This window comes from Labedella populi (genome assembly GCF_004078655.1).
Taxonomy (GTDB): Bacteria; Actinomycetota; Actinomycetes; order Actinomycetales; family Microbacteriaceae; genus Labedella; species Labedella populi.
Genome location: NZ_RZNC01000001.1, coordinates 689,645 through 708,094 on the forward strand (window position 1 = coordinate 689,645; position 18,450 = coordinate 708,094).

Below are 18,450 nucleotides of genomic sequence, written 5' to 3' on the forward strand. Positions count from 1 at the left end.
CGTGGTGCCGGGCACTTCCACGGTAGGCAGGGGTACGGTCACGATCCCAGCGCTTGACTCCACCCATCGACCTCGTGATAGTCCCCCCCCCGGCTCCCGTTCGACGTCGGGGCCGGGGGGCAGCGACGAAGCGGCGGGAGTCGTAGGCTCGGCGTATGCATGCCGCCGTCATTCACGCCGCCCACGATGTCCGCTTCGAGTCCGTTCCGGACCCCGTCCTCTCCACGGGAGGCGACGCGATCGTCCGTGTCGTCGCCGCGTGCGTGTGCGGCTCGGACCTGTGGCCCTACCGCGGGGTGACGGAGACCGCGGCGCCGAAACGCATCGGGCACGAGTTCGTCGGCGTCGTGGAGGAGATCGGGCCTGACGTGCGCACCGTCTCCGTGGGTGATTTCGTGATCGCGCCGTTCTACGACTGCGACATGACGTGCGTCAACTGCCGCAACGGCTTCAGCACGTCGTGCCTCGACGGCGGGTGGTGGGGCGCAGAGGACAAGCGGGGGGCCTTCGCGGACGGCGGTCAGGGCGAGCGCGTCCGCGTGCCTCATGCCGACGGCTCCCTCGTCGCGACGCCCGGCCAACCCGACGCTGCCCTCGTCCCGCACCTCCTGACCCTCGCGGACGTGATGGGAACGGGACACCACGCGGCGGTGTCGGCGGGTGTGGGGCCGGGATCGACGGTCGTCGTCGTGGGCGACGGCGCCGTCGGTCTCTGCGCCGTCCTCGCGTCGAAACGTCTCGGAGCCGAACGCATCGTCGCCATGTCGCGTCACGCCGACCGCCAGGCTCTCGCGCGCCGCTTCGGCGCCACTGACATCGTCGCCGAACGCGGTGACGAGGGCGTCGAGCGGATCCGCGCGATGTTCGACGGCATCGGCGCCGACCACGTGCTCGAGTGCGTCGGGACCAAGGAGTCGATGGACCAGGCGTTGCGTTCGGCACGACCCGGCGGACAGGTCGGCTTCGTGGGCGTTCCGAACGGCGGCCCGGAACTGCCGATGCGGCAGATGTTCAGCACCAATGTGGGCGTGCGCGGCGGTGTGGCACCCGTCCGCAACTACATCGACGAGCTGCTGCCCGAAGTGCTCTCCGGGGCGATCGAACCCGGCCTCGTCTTCGACCTCGAGCTGCCGCTCTCGGAGGTCGGCGAGGCGTACGCGGCGATGGACGAGCGCCGCGCCATCAAGGTCCTCCTGCGTCCGTGACGGTCCACCGAAGCCGCCACCCTGTTCGACGGCGTCGGGCACGGTGAGGGACTTTCCGCACGCCGGCCGTCGAAGAGGATGATGTGAGCGACATCGGAGTCTTCGGCGCCCCCCGCGTGTCGCCAGGTCTCGTCCACCGCCCGGCGCTCGAGAGTCGACTCGACGACGACGCGATGATCACGACGATCGTCGCGGGAGCCGGCTACGGCAAGACGACGCTCCTGGCGAGCTGGGCCTCGACGCGTCGCGTCCCCGGCGTATGGGTGGACGGGGCCATCGGCGCCGGTGACAGGGTGTCCTTCTGGAACAACGTCTTCGCGGTCGTGGCCCAGGCCGCAGACCGGGTGGGTTTCGGCGTCTTGCAGCACGCCGTCGTCCCGAAGCAGCCAATGGTCGACGATCGCGACATCCCCGCCGTCGTCACGACGTTCGCTCGGAGCATCTCCGGACCGTTCGTGCTCATCATCGACGGAGCAGAGGCGATCGACATCGACGCGGTCTCGGACGACCTCGTCGCGTTCGTGCGCTTCGCCACGGCCTCGCACCTCTACGTGGCCGATCGTCGTTCACGTTTCCGTCCCGCTCGCGCGGCCTCGGACGTGAGCGAGTCGCGGGTCACAGCTGACGACCTCCGATTCACGATCGATGAGACGGCGCGACTCGTCGAGGCGCTGTCGCACCGGACGAGCGACCGGCTCGCTCCCGACGAGGTACACCGGCTGACGGACGGCGTCGTGGGTCTGGCGCGTCGAGTCGGCGGCGTTTCGCGCAAGGACTCGGTACGCGGCGACGAGGTGAAGGAGCTCCTGCGTCCGTGGGTGGCGGATGTTGCACCGATCGTCGACGGAATCCGAGCGGCCGAGCGGCCTGACGCGTCGGCATCCTCGGAAGCCGAACACGTCGTGCCAGCAGCCCTCATGATCGCGGCGCTCGGACGGACGCGCGTCGACGAGGCCGCCTCGCTCACCGACCTCGCCCGGCCGACGGTCGTCGCTCTCCTCGACGCGGCCGCCGATCGGGGGATCGGTTCATGGGTCGACGGTGCGGGGGAGCGCTTCGCATTCGCCCGCATCGTCTCGCTCGCCGCGCGACTGGACGCTGCGGAGGAGTTGGACCCGGCCGGGATGCGCAGGGTCGCCGCGCGGTTCGCCCACCTCTTCGCGCGACGAGGCGACGCCGTGATCGCGTTCGGACAGGCCCTCGATGCCGCGGAATTCGACCTGGCCATCGCGATCGGAAAGCGATCCTTCCTCGACCTCGTGCGCGACGACACCCCGGGACTGCTTCGCCGACTCAAGCGCATACCGCTCGCGCGCCTGCGCCGGTACCCGCTCCTCGTGCTCTTCATCGCCATCCTCCACATGCAGTCCTCCCGCGGCCATGCTGCAGCGATGCTGCACTTCCGTCTCGCCGAGCAGCTCGCGCGCTCCTCCGAGGCGAGCGCCTCCGCCGACGATCGAGCCCTCATGATCGGCGTCCGGAGCGCGACGGTGCGGATGCAGGGAAGGTTCGACAAGGCCGTCCCGATGGCGCGCGAGTTCCTCGACCGGTTCGACCGACTGACCGTGGAGGAGCAGGACCGATTGAGCACTCTCAGTCGGCACTTCCTCTGGCAGGTGGCCCACACGCTCCTGTTCTCAGGGGACACCGCCGGTGCCGTCGGGGCGGCCCAGCGCATGCTCGGTGTGCCCGTGCCCCCGGAGGTCGAGAAGGATCGGGGTATCCATCCGGCCCTCACTCTCGCGGCGGCAGCCCACGCGATCGACGGATCGATGACGGTCGCCGGGGAGACCCTCGCAGAGGCGATGACGCACCCGCCGCGTCGGAGCGCTTTCCATCACGTGTGGGAGACGACCGCTGAAGCCCTCGCAGCGATCGAACGCGGCGACTTCGCCGCCGCTCGCACGCTCCTCGACGACCTCGATCACGATCTCGCCGGTGGTGAGTACTGGCCGATCGACCTCGTCATCCGCGTGATGGCCGACCTCGGCGACGGCCGCCTCGACGCAGCGATCGAGCGCACGAGAGCCGTCGCCACCGGTGACTCGCCTCCTCGCCAGGCCGTCGCGACGCGGGACAGCGTCATCGTCCTCTTCGGGCTGCTGTCCCTCGCGGGGCGGCCGTCGGGAACGGCCCAGAGCGTCTTGCGCCACGTGTCCGGGCCGGGTCCGCTCCGGTGGCTCGCAGAGGCGATGATCGCTCTTCGCGACGGCGAGTTCCTGAAGGCCGCTGGGCTGACGCGCAATGCGCTCGGAGAGGGAACGGTGTCCCCGCGTGTCCGGTGCGGCGCGCTTCTCGTGCGCGCGGCGGCTCTCGCCGCGGCCGGTCAGGAGGACGCGGCCGCACGCGCGGCGGCGTCCGCGTTGGACCTCATGCAGGAAAACGGCCTCGCGACACCCTGGTTGCTGCTCTCAGCGGCCGAGCGTGCCGATCTCCTCGGAATGGTCGGCACGGCCGATGTCCCGGTCGAGCTCGCCGACGCCCTCGGTCGGATGCCCGTCGTCTTCGTCGACGGTGCACGCGTCGAACGGCCGACGGCACGCGAGCACGAGGTCCTCGTCCAACTCGCGGCGGGCGCGACGATTTCCGAGGTCGCGCGGGCCTCGGGCGTCTCGCCCAACACCGTCAAGACGCACCGGGCGCGCATCTACCGGAAGCTCGGCGTCGACAATCGGGCCGACGCCGTGCGGGTCGCTCTCGAGCACGACCTCCTCTGAGCGCCGGGTCGTCGAGAGATACCCCCCGATCGGGGTGGGATGACCTGAGCGGGTGACAATCGTGAACGGCCTGCCAGACGTCCATAGGCTCGACGACGGCCACCGCAGACCCGAACTGAGGCTCGGCCTTCCGCAGATGCACACGCCCCGAGCGATTGCCCCCCCGCCCGGGGCGTGCATCTTTCAGCACCAACCCGAGAGTCTCCCCGTGTCTGTTCCATACCCTCGTCGGCAGCGCACCCGCGCTCACGTCTCCTCGCTCCGGCAGTCTCGTTCCGCCTTCACCGCGGCCATGGCGATCGTGCTCGCCGTCATCGGGGGAGGACTCACGGCGTCCCCGGCCTTCGCGGCGATCGCTGCGCTCTCGATCACGAAGACGGTCGAGGGCGGCGATGCGGCGTCATTCATCCCGGGAGACGAGTTCTCCTACACGATCACCGTCGGTTGCGACGACGAGGACTGCGTCGACGCAGAACTGGTAGACCCCCTGCCGACCGAGCTCGCCGGCTTCGAGATTCTGTCGACCTCTGTCGAGCCGCCGAGTCAGGCCGCCGCTCTCGAACTCCGGGGCTGCGCCGACGTCGTGACCGAGGAGTGCATTCTCGCCGTGGAGTTCCGGCAATCGCTCGCCGACGGCGTCGGCATCCGCGCCGGTGCCACCTACCAGGTCTCCCTCACCCTCAAGGTGCCGCAGGATCTGCAGCCGACCTGGTCGTCTAACGGCGACACGATCGTCAACACGGCCACGGCTCTCGCCGCGACGGCCGACACCGTCAGCGATCCCGCGAGCATCGTCGTCACGATCGCGACGGACGTCGACGTGGACGTCGACAAGGCGTGGGAGCCGTCGAGCCAGCAGTTCGAGCCGGGAGCCTCCTCGACGGTCTCGCTCGGCATCCGGAACGCCTCCAACATCTCCGCGGGCTCCCTCACGCTGCAGGAACCAGGTTCGGCCGACGCCGGGGAGGCGGCGCTCGCCTCCGACAACCCCTTCCGCATCGTGGATCTCGCAGGGCTCGGAGCAGTCACCGCTCCGGAGGGCGCTGATCGCATCACCGTCGATGCCTTCGTCTACGACGCCGGCTCCTGGAACTGGGTCGTCGGCGGCGAGACCCCCGTCGGTGAGGCCGCCCTGCCCGCCGGTGTCGATCCGGCCGCCGTCGGCGGTCTCCGCTTCACGTTCTCAGCGACGGACGGATCGACGATCGTCGCCGTCGGCGGCGCCGGGAGCGTCGAGATGAACGTCGTCCAGCGCGCCACGGATCGGGAGACCGGGGCATCCCTCGTCCTCGGCGCCGATGTCGTCAACGTCGTCGCGGGGACGGTCCTGCCGGTCACGGGCGAACCGGTCACCGCGACGGCAGAAGCCGCGTACGAGATCGGCAGCCTCGATGTCGAGGTCATGGCGACGAAGAGCATCAACCCCGAACGCGTGCCCGCCGGCTCCAGCGCGACGGCGTCGATCGGTGCTCGCAACGACTCCAACGGCGTCCTCACGCGACTCGTCCTCGCCGACGAGGGCTACTTCACCCCCGACGTCATGTTCGGCGGTTTCAGCGGTCCTCTCGCGCTGCCGGCAGGCGCGACACGCGCGACGGTGACGTGGACGTACAGCGATGGTTCCACCGTCGACGCGGCGGTCGGACCGGGAACGGCGCCCTCTCCCTCCGACGCTCCAGCCGCCGAGCACCTCACGGGCTTCTCGATCGCCTATACGGGAGCCATCGAGGCGGGCGCAACCGTCGCGGCGGACTTCGAGATCGCGATCCGGGAATCGGCCGTCCCCGAAAAGGAGTCCGGGCCGCTCGAGACGGTCAACACCCTCGTCGCGACGGGTGAGAACGCCGCAGGAACGGCCACAGCCGAAGCCGAAGCCCCCCTCGACGTGTTCTTCCCCGACATTCGACTGGTGCTCGATAAGACGATCTCACCGAGCGGAGCCGTCGCGGCAGGCGGGACCGTCGTCGTCCAGACGCCGGTCGCGACGAGCACCGACTCGGCGTTCGTGACCCCGACGTCGATCGTCGTCGACGACGTGTGGCGAGAGGGACGCGAGAGCGACTTCTGGAACGCGTTCACGCCGCTCGCGATCGCGCCGACGCAGGTGCCCGTCGGCTCGACGCTCACGGTCTCCTTCTCGACAGACGGCGGCGCCACGTGGCAGACGCTCACCGACGTCGACGCGACGGCGGGCACGCGGGTGGTCTCCGGGTCCCTCGCGGACCTCGCCTCCGCGAACGGGGTCGACCTCAACGTCGAACTCGTCACGGGGCTGCGTTACAGCTTCCGCGACGGCGTCGGTTTCGCGGCCGGCACGACCGTCTCCCCGAACACCGTCTTCCAGGCCCGATCGACGCTCCGCGGGTCGCCGGATACGGCGACCTCGATCGCCGATGCCGACCCCTCGGTCTACGAGAACCGGGCGTTCGCCGTCGCGGAAGGCGCCGTCGACGGCGGGTCCGTCGTCCGGAGCGACGAGGTCGACGATGTCGCCGTCGGCTCGATCGTCTCGTTCGACGGCGTCGGCTCGGTACTCGCGAACAAGCGCTTCACGGTGCCGGGCGGTTCGGCGAACCTCGACTTCGTGAACGCTCAGTCGGGCGAACGTGCCGGTACGCTCCTCGCGTGGGGTGTCACGGCGACCGGCTACGACTCCGTCGTCGTCTCGGACGCCGCTGGTAACGAGACGTCGCCGCAGGACACCGTCTTCCAGGCGTTCGACCTCACGCGGATCGCTCCCGTCACCTTCCAGCGCGACCCGCTCCTCCGGTGGGACACCGTGTCGGCCGTCGACCTGTTCATCGACGGAGCGTGGCAACGCGTCCCGGCGCCGGGTGGCAACTGGATGAACGGCTCGGGCTTCGTGGGCTACATCCTGAGCGCGTCGGAGCGCGCCGCCACGACAGGCGTGCGCATCACGGTCGTGCCGAACGACGCGGCGCGCGAGTCGAGCTCTGACCCGCTCGCTCCGCCCGTCGGCTCCGGCGTCGCGACGAGCACGGCGACGGGAGTCCGTCCGCTCGACCTGGTCTGGACGCTCCGCAACGTCGTCCGCGTCGAGGACGCCGCCGGTCGCTGGGTCACGTCCGAGCACGGCTACAACGACGAGGATCCCGCGACCGTCTGGAACAGCATGTCGGTCGGCGGAGTGCAGGGCGGCAGCCCCGTCGAGCCCCGCACCGCTCGCGACAGCCTGACGATCATCGACCAGGCGCCTCTCGTGTCGGTGCGGAAGAGCTCGAACACGACGATGATCCCCGTGCCGTTCGCCGGTGACGTCGCTCCGTCGGACTACCCGACCCTCGATTTCACCATCACGGCAACCAACGACAGCTCCGCACGAGCGCCCTACATCCGCGTGACGGACCCGATGCCCTGTGTCGACACGGCGCAGCAGGACTGTCTCGCTGGGCCCGGCGAGTGGGACGCGGATCCGTTCGATGGCCTCCCGTACGAGCCAGACGACAACCCGTTCGAGATGCTCACGATCACGCACCTCGGATTCTCGATCGCGAATGCCGGAGTGGACCCGGCCGCCTCGACTGTGGCGCTGCGCCGACTGGCTGCGGACGGGTCGCTCTCGACGAGCCTGGTGAGCGTCACGGCCGCCGAAGCGCTCACCCCGGCCCAACTCGCCGACGTCGTCGGCGTGAGCGTGCTCTACCAGGGCACCTCCCCCGAGACCACGGGCGGCACGATCGTCACCGGTGCCCCGCTGACCCTCGTGCTCACGGCGCAGTTGCGAGTCACCGAGCGCAGCGACGCATCGATCCCTGTCGAGCCCTTCGTCGTCGCGAACTACGCCTTCGTCCAGGGACACGATCCCGTGCTCGCGGAGGACGGTGCTCCGTACGACTCCGACACAGACGGGTTCGACCTCGTCGGGGGACGGCTCGACGTGACGGCCCAGAAGACCATCGCACCGGACGCGTTGCTCGAGAAGAACCGAGCGGAGCCCGTCTCCGTCTTGTTGCGCGCAACGGGCGGTGCGTCGACGGTCGCGACCAATCGCGTGGTGATCTCCGACACGGATGCCGGCTTCTGGAGCCGGTTCGCCCTCTCCTCGCTCGGTTCTGTGACGTTGCCGGCCGGCTCAGACCGCGTGCGGGTCGACGTGCGGACGGGCGCAGACGAGTGGGTCGAGGGTGTTCCTGCCGCCGCGGCGGCGCTCCCCGCTCTCGATGTCGCCGACGTGACCGGGATACGCTTCGTCTTTACCCGGGCCGATGGCGGTGTCTTCTCGCACACGGCCCCTCCGGCCGGATGGACGGCGACCGCGGCGCTTACGGTCCGACTCCTCGACACGGTCCGCGGGAGCGGTGAGGAGATCCCCTTCCCGAGCGTCATCGACAACGCGATCGATGTCGTATCCGAGCGTACGGACGACCCCGAGATCTACGCGAGCGCCGCGGCCGAGGCGAGCGACACTATCGCCCTTGAGACGGGGACGTACCAGCTGGACGTGGAGAAGAGCCCTGCGGGCAACATGCACACGGTCTCACCCGGAGAGAGTACGCCGTGGACCCTCGAGTTCACCAACACGGGATCGGGCTTCCTCACCGTCGACGAGTTCGTCGACACGCTGCCGGCCGAGCTGTCCTTCGACCAGGTGCCGCCGGTGTACGAGGCGTCGGAGGGTGGGACGCTCCCGATGGAGGTCGAACATCGTTACGACGCCGCTACGCACCAGTTGTCCTTCTCCTGGCCGGACGGCAGTCGTATGCGTCCGGGTGAGACGTTCCGGATCACGGTCGGTCTCGTCCTCGAGCCCGGGCTCCAGGTGGGGCAGCGGACCACGAACCGCTTCGTCGTGACGACCGCGCAGGAACTCTCGGCGTGCACGAACACGTCGGGCAACGGACAAGGAGTCCTCACCGGTTCGGCCGCGACGGAGTGCGGGACGAGCAACTTCGTCCAGCCGACGCCCGGCGCGTCGCTCGCCACCTACAAGGGTGTCAAGGGCGAGATCGATGGTGACCTCGTGTCGGGCGCCGTCAACGTCCAGTCACCGGCTACCGAGTGCGTCCCCGATCGCGACGGGTATGTGCAGACACCCTGCGCAGCCCTCACGGCCCTCGGGGCGACCGACGAATGGAAGCTCCAGGTCGTCAACAGCGGCACCGAGGGGTACTCGCGCGTGACGCTGGTCGACCCCCTGCCCGCACCGGGCGACCGGATGCTGGCCACGGGTGGATCCCGGGCGTCGACGTTCCGTCCCGTCTTCGATTCGGCTTTCGGCGTCGAGGCCCGGACCATCCCCGCCGGAGCGACCCTCGTATGGTCGGTGACCACCGACGCCGCGCCGTGCGTCGGCACCGGGACCACGACGTGGCCGAGCGACCCGACGTGTGAGGCTAACGCCTGGGTCCCGTCCGCCGACTTCGCCGGCGACTGGGCCGACGTCACGGCCCTTCGCGCCGACGTCGACTTCGCCGCTTCGCCCTCCGGGGTGATGACCCCGGGCCAGACCCTCCAGCTCGCATACCGCACGGTCAATGTGCCGGCATCGGCGGAGGAGCCGGAAGCGGCACCGATCGACGTCCCGGTCGTTGACGACGTCGCATGGAACCAGTTCGGCGCGTTCGCGTCCCTCGCGGGAGGCGGGACTCTCCAGCGGGCACCTGTCAAGGCGGGAGTCACGCTCCTCGGCGGTCCGCTTGAGATCGAGAAGGTCGTCGACGGTCCGGGTTCCGGCTACGCCCCCGATTCGTTCCGCGTCGACGTCTCCTGCGTCGTCGGGGGAGCGGCCGTCGACATGGGTACCAATGCCGAGGTCACCCTCGACGAGAGCGGCTCCTACCGTCACCGCATCGACGGCATCCCCCTCGGTGCCGATTGCACCGTCGAGGAGGATGGCGAGGTCGGGGAGTTCGGCGAGTCCGCTCGTGTCGGCAGCCCGTCGGCCGTCTCGATCCTCCAGTCGCAGGGCGAGGACGGTGCGGTGCCCGCCGGTCAGGCCGTGACGATCACGAACGTGTACGAGCTGGGTGGTATCAGCATCACGAAGGCCGTCGACACGGCCGCGACAGTGGGGTCCTTCGGGCCGTTCGGTGTCACGGTCGAGTGTGTGACCGCGCTCGGCGATCCCGTCGCGCTCGACCCGTCGGACTCGGAGTTCGTGCTCGAGGCCGGTGCCACCCGTACGATCACCGACGCGATCCCCCTCGGCTCCCGGTGCACCGTGTCCGAGACGAACGCCGGCGGCGCCGACGCGACGACCATGTCGGGCGGGACCGTCGTCGACGGCGGTGACGGCAGTGCCGTCCTCACGGTCGACGGCGAAGCAGACGGCGTGCTCATCACGAACACGTTCGCGGCCGGCACCTTGTCGGTGCTCAAGACGGTGCTGGGCGACGGCGCCGCCGACTACGGCGACGGCCCGTTCGCGGCGTCCGTCTCCTGCAACTACGGGGGAGAGGTGGTCTACTCCATCGACGACCTGCCGCTCGTTCCGGACGAGGCGGTCCGGGTGGACGCCGTCCTCCCCGTCGGGACGGTGTGCGACGTCGCCGAGGTAGCCACGGGAGGAGCGACCGAGCACGAGGAGTCCGCGGCCGTCGTCATCACCGGTCCGGCCGACGGCGAGACCGTCGGCGCCGTTACTGCCGTCATCACGAACGCGTTCCACACGAGCGGGCTCGACGTCGTCAAGGAACGGACCGGTGACGGTGTCGAGGAGTTCGGCGACGGCCCGTTCGGGATCCTGGTCTCGTGCACCTGGGTGAAGGACGGCGCGACTCTCACGATCCCCGTCGTCGACGGCGGCGTCCTGTCGCTGTCGGAGGAGAACGGGTTCGCCGCGGGGATCGACGGCATCATCGTCGGGGCGTCGTGCGCCGTCGAGGAGACGGATCCCGGACTCGCCGTCGAGAGCCGCATGACGCCCACCGACGGTACGGTCACGATCGCAGACGCCGAGAGCGAGCGGGCGACGGTCGTCGTCCGGAATCGTTTCGACGTCGGTCAGCTCGCGATCGAGAAGACCGTGCAGACTGCCACCGTCGCCCCGGGGGACGACGTCCGCTACGTGATCACGGTGCGCAACACGGGTCAGATCGACGCGGCGAACCTGCGGGTCGAGGACGTGTTGCCCGTCGGTGCCACATTCAGGTCGGCCGCCCCGGAGGGCTTGCTCGACGGTCGGACGCTGTCGTGGATCGTCGACGAGCTCGCGGCCGGACAGAGCACGACCATCGATGTCGTCGTGAGTTACGAGGCTCCCGGCACGTACGTCAACCACGCCGCCGTGAGCAACGGGCTCGGCCCGTGGCGGCCCGTCGAGGTCGTCGCAGGGTGCGAGGGCGGCGACGCCTGCGCGACGGTGGCGGTCGCCGTGCTGGCCGTCACCGGAAGGGCCGAGCGCTCGCTCCTCTTCCTTCTGGGAACCATGGCGCTCGGGCTCGGGTTCCTCGCCGTCGTCGCCGCTCGTCGGCGCTACAGTAGGCGGTGACAGTGGATGCTGCCCGTCCTCCGCGAGGACGGGCAGCATCGTGCTGTGCCGCGGTCTAGCTCGGCGTGGCGGAGAACGGGCGGTCCTGACCGGCCCAGGAAGGTCGTGGCGGATGACGATGTCTCGGTACCCGACGAGGAGTCTCCTCCAGTGCGCGGCTATCGCCGCGGCGGGCGGCGTCCTCATCATTCTGCTCGGCCCTGTGGGAACGTGGGCTGCCGTCCTGAGCGCGCCGCTCTACGCCGTCGTCGGCTCCCTCAACCTGTTGTCCCCCATGGTCGCGCTGCGATGGACCCGGCTGCCGTGGGCGGCCACCCTGACGGCCTTCCTCGGCGGACTGCTCGCGATGTCGTTCTCCGTTCTCGGTATCCTGCTCATCCCGGCGCTCGTGCTCCCGGCGGTCGCGATGGACGCCGTCGCGCTGCTCGTCCGTCCCCGTGGACGACGAGCGGGACTCTACGCGGGTGCGGTGGCCGGTGGCCTCGTGATCTTCGCGATCTCGTTCGTCGTCATCCCCGCCGAGCTGGTGACGCCGGTCCTCGTAGTGATATTGCTCGTCCTGAGGATCGCGGCGTACGTCGGTGTCATGCGTCTGGCTGGCTCGGTCGCCGCGGGCCTCGAGCGTGCTGGCGTCAAACCGACGCCGTCGCCCATCGTGACGCGCGTGGAGCGGCCCTCCGCCGGGGGGAGCGCGGGCTAGGCCGACGCGGCGAGCTCCGCGCGGATGCCCTCGACGAACGTGTCGACGTCCTCCTCCGTGGTGTCCCACGAGCACATCCAGCGCACCTCGCCCTTCTCGGCGTCCCAGTCGTAGAAGCGGAACGACTCGTGGAGGCGCGCGGCGGCCTCGGCGGGGACGGAGGCGAAGACGGCGTTCGCGTCCGTCGCTTGCGTGAACGAGAGACCGGGAGCCGAGCCGTCCGCGATCGCGGCCTCGAGTGCGGCGCGGAGGCGCGCGGCCATAGTGTTCGCGTGCGCGGCCGACGTGCGCCACAGGTCCTCGCTCAGCAGGGCGATGAACTGCGCCGACAGGAACCGCATCTTCGACGCGAGTTGCATGTTGACCTTGCGGAGGTAGGTGAGGCCCTCGGAGGCGGCCGGGTCGAGCACGACGATGAGTTCACCGAGCAGCAGGCCGTTCTTCGTGCCGCCGAAGGAGAGCACGTCGACGCCCGCGTCGGTCGTGATGGCACGCAGGGGCACGTCGAGGGCGGCCGCGGCGTTCGACAAGCGGGACCCGTCCATGTGCAGGCGCATGCCGCGCTCATGCGCGTGATCGGCGAGCGCGCGGATCTCCTCGGGGGAGTAGACCGTGCCGAGCTCGGTCGACTGCGTGATCGACACGACGAGCGGCTGCGCGCGGTGCTCGTCACCCCAGCCCCAGGCCTGACGGTCGACGAGCTCGGGCGTGAGCTTGCCGTCGGGGCTCTCGACCGTGAGGATCTTGATGCCCCCGATGCGCTCGGGGGCGCCGTTCTCGTCCGTGTTGATATGGGCGGTCGCGGCGGCGACGACGGCGCCCCAGCGCGGCAGCATCGACTGCAGGCCCGTGACGTTGGCACCCGTGCCGTTGAAGACGGGGAAGGCCTCAGCGCGCTCGCCGAAGTGCTCGCGCACGACCTCCTGGAGTCGTGCCGTGTAGGCGTCCTCCCCGTACGCGATCTGGTGTCCGCCGTTCGCCTGGCCGATGGCGGCGAGGATCTCGGGGTGGATGCCGGCGTAGTTGTCCGAGGCGAAGGCGCGGAAGCGGGGATCGTGCAAAGCGGTCACCCTCCCATCCAACCACCTCTCCTCACCCCCCTAAACACTTCCTCTGTGCACGAAAATTCGAGCACAGAGGAAGTGTTCAGGGGGGTCAGTGGGTGAGGGCGTCGCGCCACTTCACGGTGCCGCCGAGCTTGAGGAGTGAGTTCTCATAGATCTTGGAGCCGAGCACGATCGTGCCGAGCGCCGTGACCGCGAGGATCACGAGGGAGAGCAGCGGCTCCCACCACTGGGCGTCGCCGAGGAAGAGGCGCACGGGCATCCCGACCGGGGCCGAGAAGGGCACGTACGACATGATCCCGAGGACGACCGGGTTGTCGTAGAAGAAGATGACGAGGAAGTACGGGATCATCACGAGCATCGTCACGGGCGTCGTCGTCGACCCGATGTCCTCGACGCGCGAGACCATCGAGCCCGTGGCCGCGAAGAGCGCCGCGAGCAGGACGAAGCCCAGGACGAAGAAGACGACGAACCACAACACCGGTGCGCCGAGCACGGACAGCAGCTCGCTCTGCCCCGTGATCGTCAGCCCGATGATGGCGAGCGCCGTGATCATCGCGATCTGCCCGAATGCGAGGATCGAGTTGCCGAGCACCTTGCCGGCGAGCAGCGCCCGCACCGGGACGGCCGACATGAGGATCTCGACGACGCGCGTCTGCTTCTCCTCCACGACGGACTGCGCGATCGTCGAGCCGAAGGTCATCGCCGAGGCGAAGAAGACCACGCCGAACGCGATCGCCACGAGGTAGGCGAGGAACGGGTTCTGCGCGTCGCCATCGAGCAGAGCGACGGGTGGCGTGATGCTCAGCTGCTGCAGGAGTCCCGTCGGCGTTTCCGAGTCGGCGACGACGATGATCCCGAGGGCCGTCGAGTCGTCCGGCAGGATCGCGGCGACGACGTCGCCGGCGCGGACGAGGGCTTCCGCCTCCTCGGCTGTCGCGACCTCGGTCACGTCGAGGCCCTGTTGCCCCTGCACGGCCGCGGCACTGTCGCCCGTCACCGCGACCTTCGTCGCCTCCTCGTTGCCGCCGACCAAACCGCCGATGAGGATCGAGCCGAGGACGACGAGCATGAGGATGCCGGTCGAGATGAGGAACGCCTTGCTCCGCAGCTTCATCCGGACCTCGCGCTCGGCGACGAGCCACGAGCTCTGCAGGAAGCTCGGCGTTGCGGGGGTCGCGGCATCGTGGAGCGCGTGGGTCGTGTTCGTCGTGGTCATGCGACGACCTCCTTGAAGATCTGGGCGAGCGACGGACGCTGGCGGGAATACGAGGTGACGGGGCCGCGCGCGACGGCGTCGCGCAGCACGGCCTGGGCGGTGTCCTCGGAGTCGACCTCGAAGATCGTGTCGCCGCCGTGGAAATCGACGACCGTGACGCCCGGGACCTCCCGCACCCAGCCGGCGTCTCCGGCGACGTGCAGTTCGTAGCGGCGCGAGGAGTACTGCTCGCGCAACTGCTCGCGGGGACCGTTCGCGCGGATCTGCCCGCCTGCGATGATGACGAGGTCGTCGCAGAGCCGCTCGACGATGTCGAGCTGGTGGCTCGAGAACAGCACCGGGATGCCGGCCGCCGCGTAGTCGCTCAGCACGCCGACGACGGTGTCGACGGCCATCGGGTCGAGCCCCGAGAACGGCTCGTCGAGCACGAGGACGTCGGGTTCGTGCACGAGCGACGCCGCGATCTGCGCACGCTGCTGGTTCCCGAGCGAGAGGCTCTCGACGAGGTCGCCGCGGCGCTCGCCGAGGCCGAGCCGGTCGAGAAGACGCTCGGCCTTCTTCTGCGCCGCCGACGCGGTGAAGCCGTGGAGGCGAGCGAGGTAGACGAGCTGCTCCTCGACCTTCATCTTCGGGTAGAGGCCGCGCTCCTCCGGCATGTAGCCGAAGCGGCGGCGCGCCTCGGCCGAGAGCGGTCGACCGTCGAGCGTCACACTTCCGGAATCCGAGGAGAGCACCCCGAGGATGATGCGCATCGCGGTCGTCTTGCCGGCGCCGTTGCCGCCGACGAAACCGGTCATGCGCCCGGGCGCGACGTCGAACGAGACCGCGTCGAGCGCGCGGCGCGAGCCGTACGTCTTGGTCACATCCGTGAGTGTGAGCATCTGGAGAGCCTCCCTGGTCGTTGGCTCAACGCTATGGTCGCGGCGGCCCCGCGGCATCCGCCGTGCGACGGGTTAAGCATGTCCGCCCGGGGGAGGAGGGAACGCGTGCGATGATGCTGTCCGTGTGGAGACGCAGACGAGACGAGCAGGCGGCGGGGGCGACCGAGGGGACGGCGGCGGGAAACGGCCTGCTCGGCGTCGGCGTGCAGGTGCACGTCGTCGAATCCTCACCCGGGACGAGCGACCACTGGGCGGGCGAGCCGTCGGGCGTCATCGTCTCGCTGGGTGACTCCCGACCGGACGGCGTCGTCGGCATCCCGCGCCTCAAGGGCCAGGTCTGGAAGGTCGTCTTCGACGAGCCGCAGTACCGACCGGACGGCACGGGTCCGCTCGCCTCCGCCGAGATCCCCGCGTCCCTCCTCGTCGCCGCGCCGCTCGCGACGGGCGACGACCTCCCGTACGAGCTCCGGTAGCGGCGAAATCGGGCAGGCCGGATCTCGCGAGGTCCGATCGCGGGCGGGGCCGGGGAGCCGTCTGCCTCAGCTGCCCGGGACGGTGATGCCGTTCTCGTAGGCGTAGACGACGGCCTGGATGCGGTCGCGCACGCCGAGCTTCTGCAGCACCTTCGAGACGTGGCTCTTGACCGTCGCCTCACCGACGTAGAGCTGCGTCGCGATTTCGGCGTTCGACAGACCACGCGCGACGAGACCGAGGACCTCGAACTCGCGCTCGGTGAGCTCCTGCACCTCGGTGGGCACGATGATCGACCCTGATTCCGTCGCGGAGGGGGCGATCGATCCGAACCGCTCGATCACGCGGCGGGTCACGGCGGGGGCGAGCAGCGCGTCGCCCGAGGCGACGACGCGGACGGCGTCGACGAGCTGCTCGGGGGTCGAGTTCTTGAGCAGGAACCCGCTCGCCCCGGACTGGAGGGCGTCGAAGAGGTAGTCGTCGCGGTCGAACGTCGTGAGGATGAGCACCGCGGCATGGACCGACGGGTCGCGGACGATGAGACGCGTCGCTTCGAGGCCGTCCATTCCCGGCATCTGGACGTCCATGCAGATCACGTCGGGGTCGAGGGCCGCCGCACGCTCGACGGCTTGCGTTCCCGAGGCCGCCTCGCCGACGATCTCGATGTCGGGCTGCGCCCCGAGGATGATGCGAAAGCCGGCCCTCACCATCTCGTGGTCGTCGGCGAGCAGGACTCTCGTGGTCATCGGGTGTCTCCGTCTCCCGACGCCGTCGTGACGTCGATCATGTGGTTCTCGGCATCGGGAGCGCCGACGTGGGGGGCGGCGGGCGCCGGAGTGTCCACGACCGGCACGCGTGTGCGGACGACGTAGCGGCCGTCGGACGCTCGGCCGATGTCGATCGTGCCTCCGGAGGCCGTTGCGCGCTCGCGCATCCCGACGTGCCCGAGCCCGCCCCGATTCCGTGGATCGCCGGTCGCGCGCCCGGTGTTGCTCACTTCGAGCTCGATAGCGTCGTGGAGGTAGCGCACCCGAACGTCGGCCGTCGCGGCGCTGCCGCCGTACTTGCGGGCGTTCGTCAGCGACTCCTGCGCGATCCGATACAGATTGAGGGCGACGCCCGCGGGAACGCGTCGCGGTTCCCCGATGACGTCGAGCGCCGTGGGGAGCCCGGCGGCCGTGGAGTCGTCGACGAGCGCGGGCAGCGCATCGAGGCCGAGGGTCGACGCGCTCGAGGCGGCGGGATCGGCGGTGCCGCCGGGGTCCCGGAGTGTCGAGAGGAGACCGTGCAACTCGGCGATCGCGCTGCGCGCGTTCAGTTCGACGTTCGACAGCGCGTCCTTCGCGGCGGTCAGGTCCGACGACAGCACCATGCGGGCCGCCCCAGCCTGCACGCCCATGACCGAGACGTGGTGGGCGACGACGTCGTGCAGTTCGCGCGCGATGCGCACGCGCTCGAGGCTGACGGCTTGAGCGGCCGTGAGTTCGCGCTCGCGCTCGAGTTCCCGCGTGCGACGTTCGAGAAGGGCGCGCTCCCTGGCGCTGGCGAGTGCGCGGTCGCCGAAGAACCACGCGCCGCCGAAGTACAGGAGGTTCGTGAGTACCTGGACGAGCAGGAATGCGACGAGCGGCGAGAAGGCGCCGGCGCGCGAGAACCCCGCGAGCGAGTCCGGATCTGTTCCCTGGATGAACATCGCGATCATGAGCCACGTGAACATCGCGAGCACGATGAGCCCCCGGGTGAGCAGGGCCCGGCGGCGGTCGGTCACCCAGGCTCCGACCGTATAGATGCCGAGGAAGAGCGTGATGTTCGAGATCAGAAGCTCGGGCACGAGCAGTGTCTGGCCGACGATGAACGCGGTGGAGAGGACGAGGGCCACCGAACACGGGTACCGCCGACGGAGGGCGAGCGGAAGTGTCATCGCCACGGCCCAGATGATACTGAAACCCATTGGGGCCGGCTGCGGATAGAACCCTGCCGTGCGGTAGAGCATGATGCTGAAGACGCAGCCGATGAACAGGGCGACCGCGAGCACCGTGTCGTTCCGGATCGCCGTCCGGTCGACCGGTGGGCGCTGCCACCGCGGGTCGTCGGGGTCGAGGTCGTGCGGGGCGGTCGTCGGGGACGCACCGTCCGTGGTCGCGGTGTCGACGGACGCGCCCGCCCGTTCGTCCCGATCCTCAGCCATGTGTCGAGCGTATAGAGGCTCGCGGTCGGTCGCGTCCGCCGGGAGGCGGAGACGGAGCGCCGGTCGAGTCACGTCAGCTCCGATCCGGGCGAGCTGTTCGCCGACGGTCCGGGCGGCGACGACCGGGCCGAGCCGGACCTGGCCGTGGAGCTGCCGCGCGAACTCGTGGAACTGCGTCGCGCGGAGGATCGTCCACGGCACGACGCCGTCCTCCACGAGCTGCTCCTGCAGAACCTTCCCGGCGTAGTAGCCGTGGGGTGCGCGGTCACTCCCGACGATCCCGAGCGTCACGTGGTGCGCGACCCCCGCGCGCACTTCCGCGTCGAGCAGCGTCCTCGTGACGGAGCGGAAGAACCCCTCCGATGCCCGCGCCGACGAGCGCGGAGGTGAGCCCTGCTCCGGAGACGAGGTCGACGCCCGTCGATCGGGTCAGCACGACGGCGTCGTGACCGTCTCGTCGCAATGCGTCGACGACGAAGCGCCCGACCGTTCCCGTCCCGCCCGCGACGGCGACCCGCTTCGTCTCGTTCATCCGCTCCCTGTCTCGTTCGCCCG

The 18,450-nt window shown here is 69.9% G+C and carries 11 protein-coding genes; 5 read left to right on the plus strand and 6 right to left on the minus strand.

Translation table 11 applies throughout. The features are described 5' to 3' along the window. Positions 1-155 precede the first annotated feature (155 nt). The 4 genes from ELQ92_RS03460 (at position 156) to ELQ92_RS03475 (ending at position 12,072) form a co-directional block, all read left to right on the plus strand. Entirely contained in the window at positions 156-1,205 is a 1,050-nt protein-coding gene (locus ELQ92_RS03460; RefSeq protein ID WP_128497559.1) for a zinc-dependent alcohol dehydrogenase family protein, read from the plus strand. An 83-nt stretch (positions 1,206-1,288) separates the two neighbouring features. Continuing rightward, positions 1,289-3,922, plus strand: a complete 2,634-nt coding sequence (locus ELQ92_RS03465) for a helix-turn-helix transcriptional regulator (protein WP_128497560.1) — start codon at positions 1,289-1,291, stop codon at positions 3,920-3,922. A gap of 208 nt (positions 3,923-4,130) precedes the next feature. After that, on the plus strand, positions 4,131-11,372 hold the full coding sequence (locus ELQ92_RS03470) for a DUF5979 domain-containing protein (protein ID WP_128497561.1): 7,242 nt from the start codon (positions 4,131-4,133) through the stop codon (positions 11,370-11,372). Between the two features lie 112 nt (positions 11,373-11,484). Next, a complete protein-coding gene (locus ELQ92_RS03475; protein ID WP_128497562.1) occupies positions 11,485-12,072 on the plus strand; it encodes a hypothetical protein in 588 nt (195 codons plus the stop codon). Here ELQ92_RS03475 and ELQ92_RS03480 read toward each other — a convergent pair. From ELQ92_RS03480 to ELQ92_RS03490, 3 genes are all read right to left on the minus strand, one after another. Beyond that, positions 12,069-13,142 carry a threonine aldolase family protein gene (locus ELQ92_RS03480; RefSeq protein WP_128497563.1) on the minus strand — a complete coding sequence of 358 codons (1,074 nt, stop codon included), beginning with the start codon at positions 13,140-13,142 and terminating at the stop codon, positions 12,069-12,071. The two genes, ELQ92_RS03475 and ELQ92_RS03480, sit on opposite strands and share 4 nt — an antisense overlap. An 85-nt stretch (positions 13,143-13,227) precedes the next feature. Beyond that, positions 13,228-14,355: an ABC transporter permease gene (locus tag ELQ92_RS03485; RefSeq protein WP_128497564.1), complete on the minus strand. Its 1,128-nt coding sequence runs from the start codon at positions 14,353-14,355 to the stop codon at positions 13,228-13,230. After that, positions 14,352-15,236, minus strand: a complete 885-nt coding sequence (locus ELQ92_RS03490; RefSeq protein WP_128497565.1) for an ABC transporter ATP-binding protein — start codon at positions 15,234-15,236, stop codon at positions 14,352-14,354. The genes ELQ92_RS03485 and ELQ92_RS03490 overlap by 4 nt, the downstream gene beginning before the upstream one ends. 122 nt (positions 15,237-15,358) lie before the next feature. Here ELQ92_RS03490 and ELQ92_RS03495 point away from each other — a divergent pair, with 122 nt between their 5' ends. Continuing rightward, on the plus strand, positions 15,359-15,709 hold the full coding sequence (locus ELQ92_RS03495; protein ID WP_243694847.1) for a hypothetical protein: 351 nt from the start codon (positions 15,359-15,361) through the stop codon (positions 15,707-15,709). A 66-nt stretch (positions 15,710-15,775) separates the two neighbouring features. Here ELQ92_RS03495 and ELQ92_RS03500 read toward each other — a convergent pair whose 3' ends face one another. The 3 genes from ELQ92_RS03500 to ELQ92_RS03510 are packed head-to-tail and all read right to left on the minus strand — an operon-like array spanning position 15,776 to position 18,427. Further along, the gene (locus tag ELQ92_RS03500) at positions 15,776-16,453 is read right to left on the minus strand and encodes a response regulator (RefSeq protein WP_128497566.1); all 678 of its coding nucleotides are present in this window, start codon (positions 16,451-16,453) and stop codon (positions 15,776-15,778) included. Beyond that, a complete protein-coding gene (locus tag ELQ92_RS03505) occupies positions 16,450-18,186 on the minus strand; it encodes a histidine kinase (RefSeq protein ID WP_243694848.1) in 1,737 nt (578 codons plus the stop codon). The genes ELQ92_RS03500 and ELQ92_RS03505 overlap by 4 nt, the downstream gene beginning before the upstream one ends. Continuing rightward, positions 18,161-18,427: a hypothetical protein gene (locus ELQ92_RS03510; protein WP_128497567.1), complete on the minus strand. Its 267-nt coding sequence runs from the start codon at positions 18,425-18,427 to the stop codon at positions 18,161-18,163. Before ELQ92_RS03510 ends, ELQ92_RS03505 begins: the two co-directional genes overlap by 26 nt. Positions 18,428-18,450 lie beyond the last annotated feature (23 nt).

Coding starts and splice junctions, on each gene's coding strand:
- ELQ92_RS03510 (WP_128497567.1), bottom strand. CDS start 18,427: ATGAACGAGACGAAGCGGGTCGCCGTCGCGGGCGGGACGGGAACGGTC.
- ELQ92_RS03485 (WP_128497564.1), bottom strand. CDS start 14,355: ATGACCACGACGAACACGACCCACGCGCTCCACGATGCCGCGACCCCC.
- ELQ92_RS03490 (WP_128497565.1), bottom strand. CDS start 15,236: ATGCTCACACTCACGGATGTGACCAAGACGTACGGCTCGCGCCGCGCG.
- ELQ92_RS03500 (WP_128497566.1), bottom strand. CDS start 16,453: ATGACCACGAGAGTCCTGCTCGCCGACGACCACGAGATGGTGAGGGCC.
- ELQ92_RS03475 (WP_128497562.1), top strand. CDS start 11,485: ATGACGATGTCTCGGTACCCGACGAGGAGTCTCCTCCAGTGCGCGGCT.
- ELQ92_RS03460 (WP_128497559.1), top strand. CDS start 156: ATGCATGCCGCCGTCATTCACGCCGCCCACGATGTCCGCTTCGAGTCC.